General features: G+C 70.5%; 12 protein-coding genes and 2 pseudogenes. 8 read left to right on the top strand and 6 right to left on the bottom strand.

Going from position 1 to position 14,015, the window contains the following annotated elements; genetic code table 11:
* Positions 1-13: 13 nt before the first annotated feature.
* Positions 14-388 (bottom strand): annotated as a pseudogene (locus CLV43_RS50125) (CGNR zinc finger domain-containing protein); the annotation flags it as partial.
* 597 nt (positions 389-985) lie between these two features.
* On the opposite strand from CLV43_RS50125, the gene CLV43_RS27355 reads away from it, so the two are divergent.
* Positions 986-1,735, top strand: coding sequence for an SDR family NAD(P)-dependent oxidoreductase (locus tag CLV43_RS27355; RefSeq protein WP_106190332.1), 750 nt, complete (start codon positions 986-988; stop codon positions 1,733-1,735).
* Between the two features lie 407 nt (positions 1,736-2,142).
* Here the strand turns inward: CLV43_RS27355 and CLV43_RS27350 are convergent, their stop codons facing one another.
* The gene (locus CLV43_RS27350; protein WP_170156032.1) at positions 2,143-2,964 is read right to left on the bottom strand and encodes an alpha/beta fold hydrolase; all 822 of its coding nucleotides are present in this window, start codon (positions 2,962-2,964) and stop codon (positions 2,143-2,145) included.
* A 281-nt stretch (positions 2,965-3,245) separates the two neighbouring features.
* Positions 3,246-4,187: a LysR family transcriptional regulator gene (locus CLV43_RS27345; RefSeq protein WP_106190329.1), complete on the bottom strand. Its 942-nt coding sequence runs from the start codon at positions 4,185-4,187 to the stop codon at positions 3,246-3,248.
* Positions 4,188-4,310: 123 nt separating this feature from the next.
* Between CLV43_RS27345 and CLV43_RS27340 the strand changes: the two genes are divergently transcribed.
* From CLV43_RS27340 to CLV43_RS27310, 6 genes are all read left to right on the top strand, one after another.
* Entirely contained in the window at positions 4,311-5,291 is a 981-nt protein-coding gene (locus CLV43_RS27340) for a fumarylacetoacetate hydrolase family protein (protein ID WP_245887035.1), read from the top strand.
* The gene (locus CLV43_RS27335; RefSeq protein WP_106190326.1) at positions 5,288-6,415 is read left to right on the top strand and encodes an FAD-dependent monooxygenase; all 1,128 of its coding nucleotides are present in this window, start codon (positions 5,288-5,290) and stop codon (positions 6,413-6,415) included. Before CLV43_RS27340 ends, CLV43_RS27335 begins: the two co-directional genes overlap by 4 nt.
* Entirely contained in the window at positions 6,412-7,443 is a 1,032-nt protein-coding gene (locus CLV43_RS27330) for an amidohydrolase family protein (protein WP_106190324.1), read from the top strand. The genes CLV43_RS27335 and CLV43_RS27330 overlap by 4 nt, the downstream gene beginning before the upstream one ends.
* Entirely contained in the window at positions 7,440-8,387 is a 948-nt protein-coding gene (locus CLV43_RS27325) for a VOC family protein (RefSeq protein ID WP_106190322.1), read from the top strand. Before CLV43_RS27330 ends, CLV43_RS27325 begins: the two co-directional genes overlap by 4 nt.
* Positions 8,387-9,343, top strand: a complete 957-nt coding sequence (locus CLV43_RS27320) for a fumarylacetoacetate hydrolase family protein (protein ID WP_106190320.1) — start codon at positions 8,387-8,389, stop codon at positions 9,341-9,343. The genes CLV43_RS27325 and CLV43_RS27320 overlap by 1 nt, the downstream gene beginning before the upstream one ends.
* A 354-nt stretch (positions 9,344-9,697) precedes the next feature.
* Entirely contained in the window at positions 9,698-10,624 is a 927-nt protein-coding gene (locus CLV43_RS27310) for an MBL fold metallo-hydrolase (RefSeq protein WP_106190319.1), read from the top strand.
* Between the two features lie 74 nt (positions 10,625-10,698).
* Here the strand turns inward: CLV43_RS27310 and CLV43_RS27305 are convergent, their stop codons facing one another.
* Positions 10,699-11,502, bottom strand: a complete 804-nt coding sequence (locus tag CLV43_RS27305; RefSeq protein WP_106190317.1) for a fibronectin type III domain-containing protein — start codon at positions 11,500-11,502, stop codon at positions 10,699-10,701.
* Positions 11,503-11,775: 273 nt separating this feature from the next.
* On the opposite strand from CLV43_RS27305, the gene CLV43_RS48595 reads away from it, so the two are divergent.
* On the top strand, positions 11,776-11,985 hold the full coding sequence (locus CLV43_RS48595) for an FAD-dependent monooxygenase (protein WP_211304574.1): 210 nt from the start codon (positions 11,776-11,778) through the stop codon (positions 11,983-11,985).
* Positions 11,986-12,068: 83 nt separating this feature from the next.
* On the opposite strand, the gene CLV43_RS27295 is transcribed toward CLV43_RS48595, so the two are convergent.
* A complete protein-coding gene (locus CLV43_RS27295; protein ID WP_106190313.1) occupies positions 12,069-12,968 on the bottom strand; it encodes an NADP-dependent oxidoreductase in 900 nt (299 codons plus the stop codon).
* A gap of 326 nt (positions 12,969-13,294) precedes the next feature.
* Positions 13,295-13,957 (bottom strand): annotated as a pseudogene (locus tag CLV43_RS27290) (NmrA/HSCARG family protein); the annotation flags it as partial.
* Positions 13,958-14,015: the final 58 nt, after the last annotated feature.

Genomic DNA, 14,015 nt, shown 5'->3' with positions numbered 1-14,015 from the left:
CACGGCGCGCGCGGTAGTTGGCGACCTCGATCCGGTTGCCGCATTCGCTTATGCCGCACCACCGCCGGTTCATGGTGCGCGACCGGTCGACGAACAACCGCGTGCAAGCCGTCCGTTCACACTCGCGCAGCCGGGGCCGGCATACGTCGGAGAACAGGTCGGCGGCGTCCCAGGCGATCGCCCACCCCGCGAAGGAAAGGCCGCCTGAGCGTTCGACGGCCGCACCGGTGAACTCGAGCCTCGGCGGCTGCCCGGCGGCGAACTCCTCGAGCACCCTCTCATCGTCCGGCGCGTCCCTGGGCTGCGCCGCGAGGAAATCGCCCAGTTGGCCGGTGTCGGCACCGCCTACTGCAGACGCCGAAGCCGAGGGTCGGCATCTCGACGCCATTGTTGAGCATGACGTTGCGCACGGCCTGCTTCCTTGCTCGTGTGAACCGGCTCGCCCGCCTTACCTCTGGGCGAAGAGGTCACCCAGACGAGCGACGCCGTCTCGGCCTGGCTGCAACGTCACCCTGCGATGAGCACTCCACAGTCCGATCAGCGGTCAGCTCGGCGCTGTTCACGTGACGGACTCGAGGTCGACCGATCGGCGCAGCACCCTTCCTGGCCAGCGCTGTCCCGACAGACCTGTCATGCGTCCACTATGGATGGTCGACTGAGGTTCCCCCGGCAACACGGAATCCGCCTACGCGGTGGGTCCGGGCCGGATAAGCATGCGCGATCGGGGAAGACATCCCTCACCAGGCCCGACCACGACGTCACCGGCGGTGAACTGATCCGCGCACTCGACAATGGGCGAGCCGTCCCATGTCCACTGCCCTCTTCGGCCACCGGCAGCGTACTCGTGCTACCGCAAGTCCACCCGAAGCCGCCTCGCTACATAGAAACCTTCTATGCTGAGCATAGCAACCGACTCTTTGCGTCTATACCAGTGTCGTGCGTACCTTCTGGATCGCACGACTCACGCAAGGAAAACGGAGAACCGATGCGTCTCGACGACAAAGTCGCTCTGGTCACGGGCGGCGGAGCAGGTCTCGGCCTGGCAATTGCCGCAAGATTCGCGGCCGAAGGTGCCCACGTCTACATCACGGGTCGCCGAAAAGATGTTCTCGACGACGCCGCGGCTTCCATCGAAGGGCAAGTCACGACCGTTGTCGCGGACTCCACGTCGTCGAGTGGTCTCGACGACCTCGCCAACACCATCAGGAGCCGGAGCGGGCGGCTCGACGTGCTCGTCGCCAACGCGGGCATGATCGAGCGGGCCGATTTCGGCGAGGTGACCGAAGACCACTTCGACCGCACGTTCGACCTCAACGCCCGCGGCACGCTGTTCACCGTGCAAACGGTGCTGCCGCTCATGCCGGCCACCGGCTCGATCGTCCTGGTGGGTTCCATCCAAGGGTTCAAGGGACTGCCGGGATCGAGCACCTACAGCGCGGCGAAGGCGGCGGTGCGCTCCTACGCGCGCGTGTGGGCGGCCGAGTTCGGCGACAGGGGTCCGCGGGTCAACGTGCTCACCCCTGGGCCGTTCGACACGGCCATCATCGACGGGCAGGCCGAGTACTTCGGGCAGGAACCGGCGGCGCTGCGCGCCCAAATGGCCGCGCACGTCCCCCTGGGTCGCCTTGGACGCCCCGAAGAACTCGCCGGCGCGGCGCTGTTCCTGGCGTCGGACGAAAGCAGTTTCATGACCGGCGCGGAACTCTGCGTCGACGGCGGAATGGCCCAGGTGTAGCTCCGCGAAGACTGTGAGAAGCTTTCGAACGTGTTCACGCTCGCGAGGAACACGATTCCGCCGCACAGGAAAGGCAAGAAAGCAGCTATGAGATCCATCAGGAAGAACGTCCTGGCCACATCGGAAAGCCGGTGACGTCGACGTTCTCGTGACCAACGCGGCGAGCTCCCTGACCGGCAGACCGCCGTGGTGGACTGCGACCGGGTGGCCGTGACGCCGGATCGGTGACGGCCCGCCACGGGGCCGCGGGTGCGGGAGCAGGACCCCAGTGATCTCGGGGTGCACCGCGCCATCCGTCTTCGCAGTCGTTCGGACTGGCGTCAAGGCTGCGGCTTGCCAACCAGGTGTGGAAGAGGGCCGGCGACGTTGCCCCTGACCTGGTTGGCGGAATCAGTGATGATGCCGGTTCAGGCGAAGAACGTCCTCAGTGCTGCGGCGACGGCGTGCGGGTTCCCGGAGTTCCACGGGCCGTCGTGGCCCGCTCCGTCGATCACGACGTGTCGGGAGTCGGGAAGCAAAGCGCGGAGCGCGAGGGTGGCGTCCCGGAGGAATGCGGGGCTTGTGGTGCCGCTGAGCAGCAGGACCGGCATGGTCACCGTCGTGAACGCGTTCATGCCACCGTCCACAGTGGCGACGTCGTGGAAGTCGTAGCGCACACCGGGCAGCAGGTCGCGGAACGTCGAGCCGGGGCGGGCTCGTCGTTGGTCGACCGCCATCACGGCGGCGGCGAGGAGACGGGCGAGTGGGCGCGGGAGCAGGCGGATCGGGGCGGGGGCGGTTCCGGCCACCAGGAGTGAGTCCAGGAGCGCCGAGGCCAGGTCGCCGCGTTCGATCTCGGAGTTGAGCCGCCGGATGCCGCCGCGGGAGATCCCGGCGGCGTAGAAGGGCGGCTCGTAGAGCGCGATCCGCGCGATCCGGTCGAGGGTGCGCGCGGCCTCCAGGGTGATCACGGCGCCGGAGCTGAGGCCGAACACGCGGTCGGCGCCGGTCGCGGCGAGGATGGCGTCGACGTCCTCGACGTCGCGGGCGATGGTGTGGTCGGAGTCGAAGGGCTTGGGGCTCAGTCCGCGTCCCCTGCGATCCGCGGCGTAGACGGTGAACGAGGACGACAGGGCCGTCGCCAGTGCGTCGTAGGCGTGCAGGTCGGCCATCGCCCCCTGCACGAGCACGAGACCAGGGCCGTTGCCGGAGCGCGTGAAACCGATGCGGGTGCCGTCGCGCGAGGTCACGTGCTCCGTCGACAGGGTCCGAGAGCCGTCAGCGGGCATGGTGGATCAACTCCGACTCGACCGTACCGGTCATCGTGCCGACTGGCGCCGTTCCAGCCGATCCTCGCACCGCTCACGCCAGCCCGCCTCGTACCCCTGGGGGCCAGCGTCGTCGACCAGGGTTTCGAGGTGCTGCGCGCCGGTCGGAAGATGAAGCTCCTGGTCGATCCGACCGGGTGACGTTCGCGCGGGGGTGTGGTCCAGCGGCCGCTCCCGTCGGCTCGATCCGCACCCGGTGAGCGCTACCTGCCGACCGGCCCGGTCTCCGCACTGCCCGCGCCCACACGAGCGCCCGCCTCCGCCATGACCGACCGCATCCACACGTGCTCGGGATCGCGTTCGTGCATCGGGTGCCACCACAACGCCTCCACCAGCGGGACGACGTCATAGGGGCAGGGCAGGGCTCGCACGTCGCCGTTGCGGGTCAGGTGCCCGGCCAGGTGGCCCTGCACCAGACCGATCCGGTCCGTCCCGGCGATGAAGTAGGGCAGCGCGACGAAGCTCTCGACCACCACCTGGACCTTCGGCTGCACGCCGAGGATCTGCAGCTGCCGGTCGGCGGGGGTGAACGCGGTCGAGGAGTTGTAGGTGAGCACCCACGGGAGCGTGGCCAGGTCGTCCATGGTGAGCGAGTCCCCGACACGGGGGTTGTCGGTCGCCACCAGGCAGACCCAGGTGTCGCGGTACAGGTCCAGGTGCGGCATGTCGGACAGGAAGCCGTGCGGGAACACGAGCCCGTCGACCTCGCGCAGGGCCTCCCCCGCGGTCTCGATGATCGACGGCATCTGGTGCTGGAACCGCAGCCGGACCCCTGGGGCGCGTTCGCCCATGATCCGCGCGACCGAGGAGCCGAGCACCACCATCGGGTAGTCGGAGCCGAGCAGGATGAAGTCGCGCGTCGAGGTCGTCGGGTCGAAGCCGGGTTCGCTCGCGAAGACCCGCTCGGCTCCGGTCAGTGCGACGCCGACTCGGCGGCGCAGGGCCACGGCGAGCGGTGTGAGCTCGTAGGTGTTGCCGACGCGGGTCAGCAGCTCGTCGCCGAAGTGCCTGCGCAGCCGCGCCAGTGAGGCGCTGAGCGCGGGCTGGCTCAACCCGAGCGCGGCGGCCGCCCGCGTCACGCTGCGTTCCCGCAGCAGCGCGTCCAGCGGCACCAACAGGTTGAGGTCGAGATTGGCCAGCTGCACCGCGCCCCCTCTCATCGACGTCGCTTATGTCGATCATCAGCAGATTCATCTTCCTGGATGACCGAGGTCGGCGAAGAGTATGCACCGGCATCACCGTCATCGCCGACGAAAGGGGCCGTCCACGTGCCCGATCCCGCAGCGTCGACCAGGTTCGGCATCGGAACCTTCCGCACGACCGTGGACAGCCCGGAGTTCGCCGGGCTCGTCGTCGGGGAGCGCGTGCTCGACCTTTCCGCCCGCTTCCCCGGCGCAGCGGTGAGAGACCTGCTGGACGAGTGGGACAGCGTCCTGCCGGTCCTGGTGGAACTGGCGGACAGCACCGGCGCGTGGCAGCCGCTCGCGGCCCTCGACGTGCGGGCGCCCGTGGCACCCCGCCAAGTGCTCCAGGCCGGGGCGAACTACCGCACCCACGTGATCGACCTGGCCGTCCAGCACAGCGATATCGGCGCCGAGCGGACCGTCGAGCAGGTCCGGGCGGAGGCCGCGGCGATGATGGATCGCCGCGCGGCCGAGGGCACTCCGTACTTCTTCCTCGGGCTCCCCACCGTGATCGGCGGCCCGTACGACGACGTCGTCCTGCCGGACTACTCGCGTCAGCACGACTGGGAACTGGAACTGGCCGCGGTCATCGGACGCCGCGCGTTCCGCATCGACCGCGACGAGGCGCTAGACCACGTCGCCGGATACACCATCGTCAACGACCTCACGACCCGAGACCTGGTGTTCCGCAGGGACATGCCGGAGATCGGCACCGACTGGTTCCGCGCCAAGAACGCGCCGGGCTTCCTGCCCACCGGGCCGTTCCTCGTGCCGAGCCGGTTCGTCGGTGATCCGGGAGACCTGCGGGTGACCCTGACGCTCAACGGCGACACCATGCAGGACGAGTCCACAAAGGACATGATCTTCGATGTCGCCGCACTCGTGGCCGCGGCGTCGCACACGGTTCCGCTGCTGCCCGGCGACCTCGTCCTGACCGGGAGCCCGGCGGGCAACGGGATCCACCACGGACGGCTGCTGCGCGACGGCGACGTCATGGAAGGCACGATCACCGGCGGCGACTCGCTGTCGCTGGGCACCCAGCGGGTCAGGGCGGTGGCACCGTGACCGCCGTCGGCTCCGTGCTCGTGGTCGGTGGCGGCCCGGCCGGGACCGCCGCCGCGATCCTGCTCGCCGACGCCGGGATCGCCGTCGACCTCGTGGAGGTCGCACCCGACGTCACGGCCACCGGATCGGGCATCACCGTCCAGGAGAACGCCCTGCGCGTGCTGCGCGACCTCGGCGTGTGGCCCCTGGTCGAGCAGACCGGGTACGCGTTCAACGGCATCGGGATGCGCGCCCCGGACGCGCACGGCACGCTCCTGTTCGAGACGCCGGAGATCCCCGGCGCCTCGGGGCTGCCCGCCACCGTCGGCATGTACCGGCCCGACCTGGCCCGCATCCTCGTCGACCGGGCGGCCGCGCTCGGCGTGAAGATCCGCTTCGGCACCACGGTCGTCGGACTGGAACAGGACGACGAGGGCGTCGACGCCACCTTCTCCGACTCCTCCCGAGGCCGGTACGACCTCGTCGTCGGCGCCGACGGAGTGCGCTCCTCGGTGCGCGGCCTGATCGGGATCGAGCTCCGGACCCGCTCGACGGGCATGGGCATCTGGCGCGCGTTCACCTCACGCCCGGCATCGGTCACCCGCACCGACCTCTACTACGGAGGCCCCTCCTACATCGCGGGCTACTGCCCCACCGGCGACGACTCGCTCTACGCCTACCTCGTCGAGGACGCGCAGGACCGCAGCGCGCTCTCCCCGAACGAACGACTGGCTGTGATGCGCGGGCTCGCCGAGCACTACCACGGGCCGTGGGACGACATCCGCGCCCTGCTCGTCGACCCGACGCGGATCAACTACACGTGGTTCGAGACCCACCTGCTCGACGGGGCGTGGAACCGCGGCAGGGTGGTGCTCATCGGCGACGCCGTGCACACCTGTCCCCCGACCGTCGCCCAGGGCGCTGCGCTCGCGCTGGAGGACGCGGCGGTGCTCGTCGAACTCCTCCTCGCCGCCGACACCGTCGACGAAGGACTGTGGGCCGCGTTCACCGAACGCAGACTGGAACGGGTCCGCACGGTCGTGGACGCGTCGGTGCAGCTCGGGCAGTGGCTGCTCGACGGCGAGCGCGGCGACGTGCCGGGGCTCATGCGCACCGTCGCCGAGACCGTGGGCAGGCCGGCGTGAACGCCCCCGCCGGTCGGGCGCCGGTGGTCGACGTGCACGCCCACGTGATCGTTCCCGAGGTGGAGGCGGTCGTCGCCGGACAGCCGGGCCTCGACGAGCACCGCGCGCTGGACCTGCGCCGCAACGGACCGGAGTCGACCGCGATCTCCGGCCGCATGGTCGGTGCACGGATCGCACAGCTCACCATGGTCGAACCGCGTTTGGCCGACATGGACGCCGCGGGAGTCGACGTCCAGGTGCTGTCGCCTTCGCCGTCGCACTACCACTACTGGGCCGATCGGGACCTCGCGATGACGGTCGTCAGGGCGGCCAACCGCGGGGTCGCGGCCGTCGTCGCGGAGGAGCCCGTCCGGTTCACCGGCATGGGGCTGGTGCCGCTGCAGCACCCGGACCTGTGCGTCGCCGCTCTGGACGACGCTCTCGACCTCGGACTGCGCGGCGTGGAGATCTCCTCCTTCGCCCCCGGCGTCGAGCTCTCCGACGCGGCGCTGGAACCGTTCTGGGCGCACGCGGCCGCCACCGGCGCGGTCGTGTTCCTGCACCCCTTCGGCTGCTCGCTCGACGAGCGGCTCGACCGGTTCTACCTGTCCAACACCGTCGGGCAGCCCGTCGAGAACGCCGTGGCGCTGTCGCACCTGATCTTCTCCGGGGTGCTCGACCGGCACCCGCGGCTGCGCCTGGTCGCCGCGCACGGCGGCGGTTACCTGCCCACCTTCCTCGGGCGGTCGGACCACGCCTGGCGGGTTCGGCCCGAAGCCCGCGGCTGCGCCGAACCGCCGAGCACCTACCTGCGGCGGCTGTGGTTCGACTCGCTCGTCCACACCCCCGACGCGCTGCGCGCCCTCGTCTCCGCCGTCGGCGCCGACCGGGTGCTGCTGGGCTCCGACCACCCCTTCGACATGGGCGTCACCGATCCCGTCGCACGGCTCGCCGCCGCCGGCCTCGACGACGCCGACCAGCACGCCATCCGTTCCGGGAACGCCGAACTGCTCGGCCTGCTCCCGGTCCTCACCGAGGAGCTCGCATGACCGCGCCGCCCCGACGCCTCATCACCCACCTGCGGCACGTCGACCTCGGCGTCGAGGACCTCGCCGTCCAACGAGGGTTCTACACCGGCCTGTGGGGCCTGACCGAGGTGGAACACGACTCCGGGATCTCGTTCCTGGCCGCCGAGGGCTCACCCGAGCAGTACGTCGTGCGACTGCGGCAGGCGACCGACAAGCGGATCGACCTGATCGCCTTCGGCGCGGCCACCCCCGCCGACGTCGACACCCTCGCCCTCCAGCTGGCCCGTGACGGCGTGCGGCTCGTGTCCGAACCCGGCACGGTGACGACTCCCGGTGGCGGCCACGGGTTCCGGTTCTTCGACAACGAGGGCCGCACCGTGGAGGTCTCCGCCGACGTCACACCGCGCACCCACCGCAGGATCGAGGAGCGGGAGTCCATCCCCGTCCGGCTCTCCCACGTCGTCGTCAACTCCGCCGACCCGGAGGGCACCGTCGCCTTCTACGAGCGGCACCTGGCGTTCGCGCTCTCCGACGTGCTCACCCACCCGCGCATGGGCGACATGATGTGGTTCCTGCGCTGCAACGACTGGCACCACAGCTTCGCCGTCGCCCGCGGCCCGCACCCGTCGCTGCACCACGCGAGCTTCGAGATGCGCGGCATCGACGAGTACATGCGCGGCTCCGGGCGGTTGATGCGCGCGGGCGTCGAGAAGATCTGGGGGCCGGGGCGGCACAAGGCGGGCAACAACACCTTCACCTACTTCCTCGACCCGCTGGGCAACACCGTCGAGTACACGACGGAGCTCGAACGCCTCGACGAGGACACCTGGCACCCCAGCCTGCACGACTTCTCCGATCCCGAGGTCTCCGACCAGTGGGGCACCGCGAACCGGATGGACGAGTTCGTCGCCAGGAAGTCGTTCAACGCCCCGGACAGGGGCCTGTTCGTGGCCCCGCCGGTCTGATGCGCGTCGCGACCGTCGAGGACGCCACCGGCATCCGCTGCGGTGTAGTCGTCGACGACGTCCTGTTCCGGTTCCCCACCGGGACCACCGTCCTCGACCTGCTGCGGTCCGGGACCCTGCACGAGGCCGGGGCGACGGCGGTGTCGGCGAACGACGCCGTGCCCTTCGCCGGGCTGCGGCTGCTGCCTCCGCTCGACGCCCCGACGGTGCGCGACTTCGTCGCGTTCGAGGAGCACGTCGAGGGCATGGTGGCCGCGGCGCCGGGAAACCCCGGCGTGGCACCGGAGTGGTACGAGGCGCCGACTTTCTACTTCACCAACCCCTACGCCCTGATCGGATCGGGCGAGGACGTCCCCGTGCCGGCGGGCTGCGAACTGCTCGACTTCGAACTGGAGGTCGCCGCCGTGATCGGGTCCGGCGGACGCGATCTCTCCCCCGAGGAGGCCCGCGACCACATCGTGGGCTACACGATCTTCAACGACTGGTCGGCCAGGGATCTCCAGTTCCGCGAGATGAAGGTCAACCTCGGCCCTTGCAAGGGAAAGGACTTCGCCTCGACGTTGGGCCCGGTGCTCGTGACGGCGGACGAACTGGAGCCCTGCCGCGACGCCGACGACTTCCTGCGGTTGATGATGGCGGTCGAGGTCAACGGACGAGAAGTCGGCCGGGACCTGCTGTCCAACATGGGGTGGCCGTTCGAGGAGCTGGTCGCCTACGCCTCCCGCGGCGCGGAGATCCGTCCGGGGGACGTCCTCGGCTCCGGAACCTGCGGTGGTGGTGGGTGTCTGGCCGAGTCGTGGGGGCGTCGGGGGATCCAGGACCCGCCGCCACTCGGACCGGGAGACGTTGTGACGATGACGGTGCAGGGCATCGGGACCATCACCAACACCGTCGTGAAAGGACGGACCCCACGACCGATCGCACCGGCGCGGCACCGTCCGCGGGACCGGTCCTGACCTCGGTTCCCCTCTACGACGGGAGGCTCCCATGTCCGACGGACTCCTCGACCCCGCCCAGTCCACCGCGCCCGGTCCGACACGAACCCGGCCTGCTCCAACTCCTCCTGCTCCTCGTGGGGAGCTGCATGCCGATCCTCGGCGCGGCCCTCATCGCGCCCGTCCTCCCGCAGATCACCGCCGCGTCCTCGTCGGGGTCTGCGAGGCCGCGATCATGACGTGCTGCACCACGCTCGGGGTGGGCGCCGGAGTCGGCGGGGTGCGACCGGCGCTGGGTCTGCTCGGAGTCGCCTCGCTCGTCGCGGTACCCGCGGTCCTCATCGGCCTGTGCAGCACCACCAAGGAGGTATCGCCATGACCACCGCGATCGGCGCACCGCGGGTCGAGGACCTCGGCGGCGGGCTTTACGCCTACATCCAGCCCGACGGCAGCTGGATGATCAACAACACCGGTTTCCTCGTCGGGTCCAACGGCGTGGTCGCGATCGACACCTGTTCCACCGAACGCCGCACCCGCGCGTTCGCCGACACCGTCGTCACCCTCACCGCAGCGCCGGTCCGCACGCTGCTCAACACCCACAGCCACCCCGACCACACCGCGGGCAACAGCTGGTTCCCCGGCGCCACGATCGTCGCCCACGAGCGCACCAGGGCCGAGTTGATCGCGGCGAGGGACCTGCCGCCGATGGACGGCGTCTTCGAGCCCATCGACCAGGGCGACGTACCGCCCGCACCGCCGTTCCTGACCTACACCCGTGGCGTCACGCTGTGGGTGGACGACCTCCGGTGCGAAGTCCGGCACGTGGGCACTCCCGCCCACACCACCAACGACTCCGTCCTCTGGGTGCCCGAGCGGTCCGTGCTCTACGCGGGCGACCTGCTCTTCGCGGGCGGCACCCCGTTCCTGTTGTCCGGCTCGATCTCCGGCGCGATCGCCGCGCTCACCCACGTCATCGCGCCGCTCGGCGCGAAGACGATCGTGCCGGGGCACGGACCCGTGTGCGGGGCGGAGACGATAGACGCGACCCTGGACTACCTGCGGTTCGTGCAAGACGTGGCCCGACGCGGTGTCGAGGCCGGGCTGTCCCCGCTCGACGCGGCCCGTGAAACCGACCTGGGCGACTACGCCGGGTGGAGCGAGCCCGAGAGGATCGTCGGCAACCTCCACCGGGCCTACGCCGAGATCCGCGGAGCCGAGCCCGGCGCCCCGCTCGACATCCCCGCCGCGTTCCGGGAGATGGTCGTCTACAACGGTGGTCGCCCGCTCACGTGTCGAGCCTGACGGGCGCGGCCCACCCGGTCCAGGCGGAGGACACCGGTGGTGTTCTCCTCGAAGTACCAGGCGGCCCCGGTCGGCTAGGCGGGGGCGGTGTTGAAGACCAGGCCCTCGCTCTTGAGCGAGGCGCTGCCGGTCGTGTCGCGCGTCACGACCTTCACCCGGTACTGGCCGTCGGGGACCAGCCCGGTCAGAGTCACCTGCTTGTCCACCGGTGTGGCCACCACGGTGTCGTTGAGGTAGACCTGGTAGTAGGCGGTCGGGTACCACCAGCGGTTGGCCTGCCACGTCAACGTCGCCGTGGTCGCCGTGGCCGCGGTGACCGTCAGCGCGGTGGGCCTCAGCGGCCGGTCGGCGTTCAGGCCGAAGGACTGGATGGACCCCAACAAGACCGAGTCACCCGTGTTCGGGGTGCACCGGGCATCGACCTGGGGCAGCGGCGAGCCGTCGGAGGCCTTGGGGCGCAACGACATCGACACCGCGCCGAGGCGGATCTGGTAGGTGCCGGCAGGGTCGAGGTAGAGCGGGGCAAGCCCGCCTGCCGCATGCAGCCACGGCGTGTCCTGCGTGGCCGCGAACTTCAGGGTGCCCTGGACCTGCTTCGTGGTCGGGCCGACAGCGGAGGCCTGGACGACCGCGGTGCTGTCGCCGTCGACCCGGCCGCTCACCAGGCTGGCGATGTCCAGGTCCAGGTCGACGTAGGAGTACTGCGAGTAGGACACGCCGTTGGTGCCGACGTCGTCGGGCAGACCCCCGCCGAAGTGGACGCCGACCGGCACGCTCCGCCCGGTCGAGGTGACGCAGGTGTAGGAGCTGACCACGTCGACACCCGCGGCGGCCGCGGTACCCGTCACGACGCCGGACAGCGCCAGCGCGACGGCCACAACCACAGCAGGACGAGCAGGAACCATCATCGTTTCCCCTCCGTTTTCCTTGCCCCGCACCAGTGTGGCCGCGCCGGGTGGGAACGCGACACCATCAACCGGCGTAAGGCTTCCCGAGGGCGTGGGCCGCAGGGTGCAACACGATCGTCGAACGCTGGATCCGGACCTGCCGCGGCGAGATCCTCGACCGGCACTCATCCGGAACCAACTCGCACAACACCACGTCAGCCGAACTTGGGATGTTCGGCGACGCGGTGCAGGTCGCCGACGAGCATGTCGACAACGAGCTTCTCGTCGCCGACGCTGTCCACGTGGCCGGGCAACGTCGACTCTGCCGAGGCGCAGCAGCACGCCGACCACGTGCGCGTCGACGACCTGCGCGCCCGGTACCTCGTCGCCGCGGACGGGCTGCACTCCTCGACCCGCGACACGGCGGGGCTCGCCGCGGGTAACGGCGCACGAAGGCCCCGCCAGTCCGGCTGACATCGCCCAGTTGACGCGACAGGCCGGTCTGACCGGTCTGTCAGGCGCGCCCGGTCTCCGCCTGCACGAAGCCACGCCGCCGTTCAGCTGATGGCGAGCGTGAGCTTCCCGCCGGGGTGACCGTTCTCGCTCTCGATCTGCGCGGCGGCCGCGTCCTCGAGCGGGTAGCTCCCGCCGTGCGCGATCCGGACCCCGCGGTCGGTGACCCAGCCGGCGATCGCGGTCAGCACCTCCCGCGACTGCTCGGGACCCGAGTACGGGATCCCCAGCTCGAAGGCGGCCTCATCGGCGATGGTGACGATCCGGTCCTTCGTGCCCCGCAGCTTGATCGACCCTGGCAGCACCCCGTGCCCGGAGGCGTCGAGCACGGCGTCCACCGATCCGAACGCGGCCTCGCGGACCCGCTCCTCCCAGCCGTCGCCGTAGAGGACGGGCACGACCCCCAGCGACTTCAGGTCGTCGAGGTTCCGGCTGCCTGCGGTGCCGATGACGATGACGCGCTGCGCGACGGCCGCCTGCGCGGCGAAGCGCCCGGTCGTGCCGCTGGCGCCGTGCACGAGCAGCGTCTCGCCTTCGCGGACCCCGAGCAGCCCGAGAACGCGAAGCGCGGTCTCGCCGGCGACCGGCAGCGCCGCCGCGTCCGCCCACGAGATGCCGGCGGGCTTGGGCGCGAGCGTTTTCGCCAGCGCGTACTCGGCGTAGCCGCCGGTGTCGGGCAGGCCGAACACCTCGTCGCCGACGGCGAAGTCCGCGCCCTCGCCGACGGCGTCGACGACTCCGGCGACTTCGAAACCGGGGGTGTGCGGGAAGGAGACCGGGAAGCTCTGCTGCTTGGTGCCGTTGCGGATCTTCCAGTCGAGCGGGTTGATTCCGGCGGCCCGGACGGCGACCCGCACCTGTCCAGGGCCGGGTTGCGGCACCGGGACCTCGGACAGCTGCAGGACGTCCGGCCCGCCGTAGGCGGAGAAGGTGATCGCTCGCATGGGTTCTCGTCGCTCCTCGAGTTGTGACTTCGACTGGTGGCGGATGCGTTGACGTGCCCGGAGCACCGAGACCGCGGGCATGATCGCGGGACGGTCATCGCGGCCGGAGGCTCAGGAGACCGCGACGTTTGCGGGCGCGGTCCAACCGGTGGATCGGATCCACTCGGCCAGGTCCAGGGTGGCCGGTTCGATCGCCCGCACCGCCGCAAGATCCGACGGGTGTTCCGCCAGCTCCGCGAACTGGCGGAACATCCCCTGTCGAGCTCGCTGGGAAGCACGCTCAAGGGGAGGGCCTCGTATCGTGCCGGGAGCCCGGCGCGCGCGCCGAACGCCGCAGCGATCCGAGGGCCCGTCAGCTCGTCGCCGACGAGCTCGACAGCCCCGCCGGGTGCCTCCGCGGTGTCGAGCAGGAGCGCCGCGACGACCCGGCCGATGTCCCTGATCGAGATCATCTTCAGGGCGGCGTCCTCCGGCAGCGGCAGCCTCAGCACGATCTCCCCGTGCTCCAGGCTCGGCGCCATCTCCTCCATGAAGGGGGCCGGGCGGACCATCGTGGCCCTGAGGCCGGACTTCCTCAGGTGATCCTCGATCGAGTGCTTCGAGTCGTGGTGCGGCACACCCGACGCCCGGTCCGCGCCGATGACCGAGTTGAACACGACGTGCGGGACGCGTGCCGCGACCGCCGCGTCGACGAGAGCGGTGCCGATGCGGATCTCCGTCTCGACCTCTTCGAGGTTGTTCGCCTCCGGGGTCATGAAGTAGAACGCCTCGACCTCCGTCAGCGCGGCGGCCAGTGATGCCGGGAAGTCGGTCCGGATGGCCGCCAACTCGACGCCCCGAGCGGCCAGCGCCCGAGCCCGGTCGGATTGCGGGTCGCGGACCAGGGCCCGAACCGGGGCCTCGTGGTCCAGCAGCGCGTCGACCACCGCCCGACCCTGTCGGCCCGTCGCGCCGAAGACCGCGATCGTGCCGGTGGTCTTCGTGCTCATCGCTGCCACCCTTCACCAGCGGCCTCGACCTTGATCTGTTGTGACATGTCCCCATGGT

This window comes from Umezawaea tangerina, assembly GCF_003002815.1.
Classification (GTDB): Bacteria; Actinomycetota; Actinomycetes; order Mycobacteriales; family Pseudonocardiaceae; genus Umezawaea; species Umezawaea tangerina.
The sequence above is the reverse complement of the archived record's forward strand: the minus strand, read 5'-3'. Positions and strand labels throughout refer to the sequence as shown.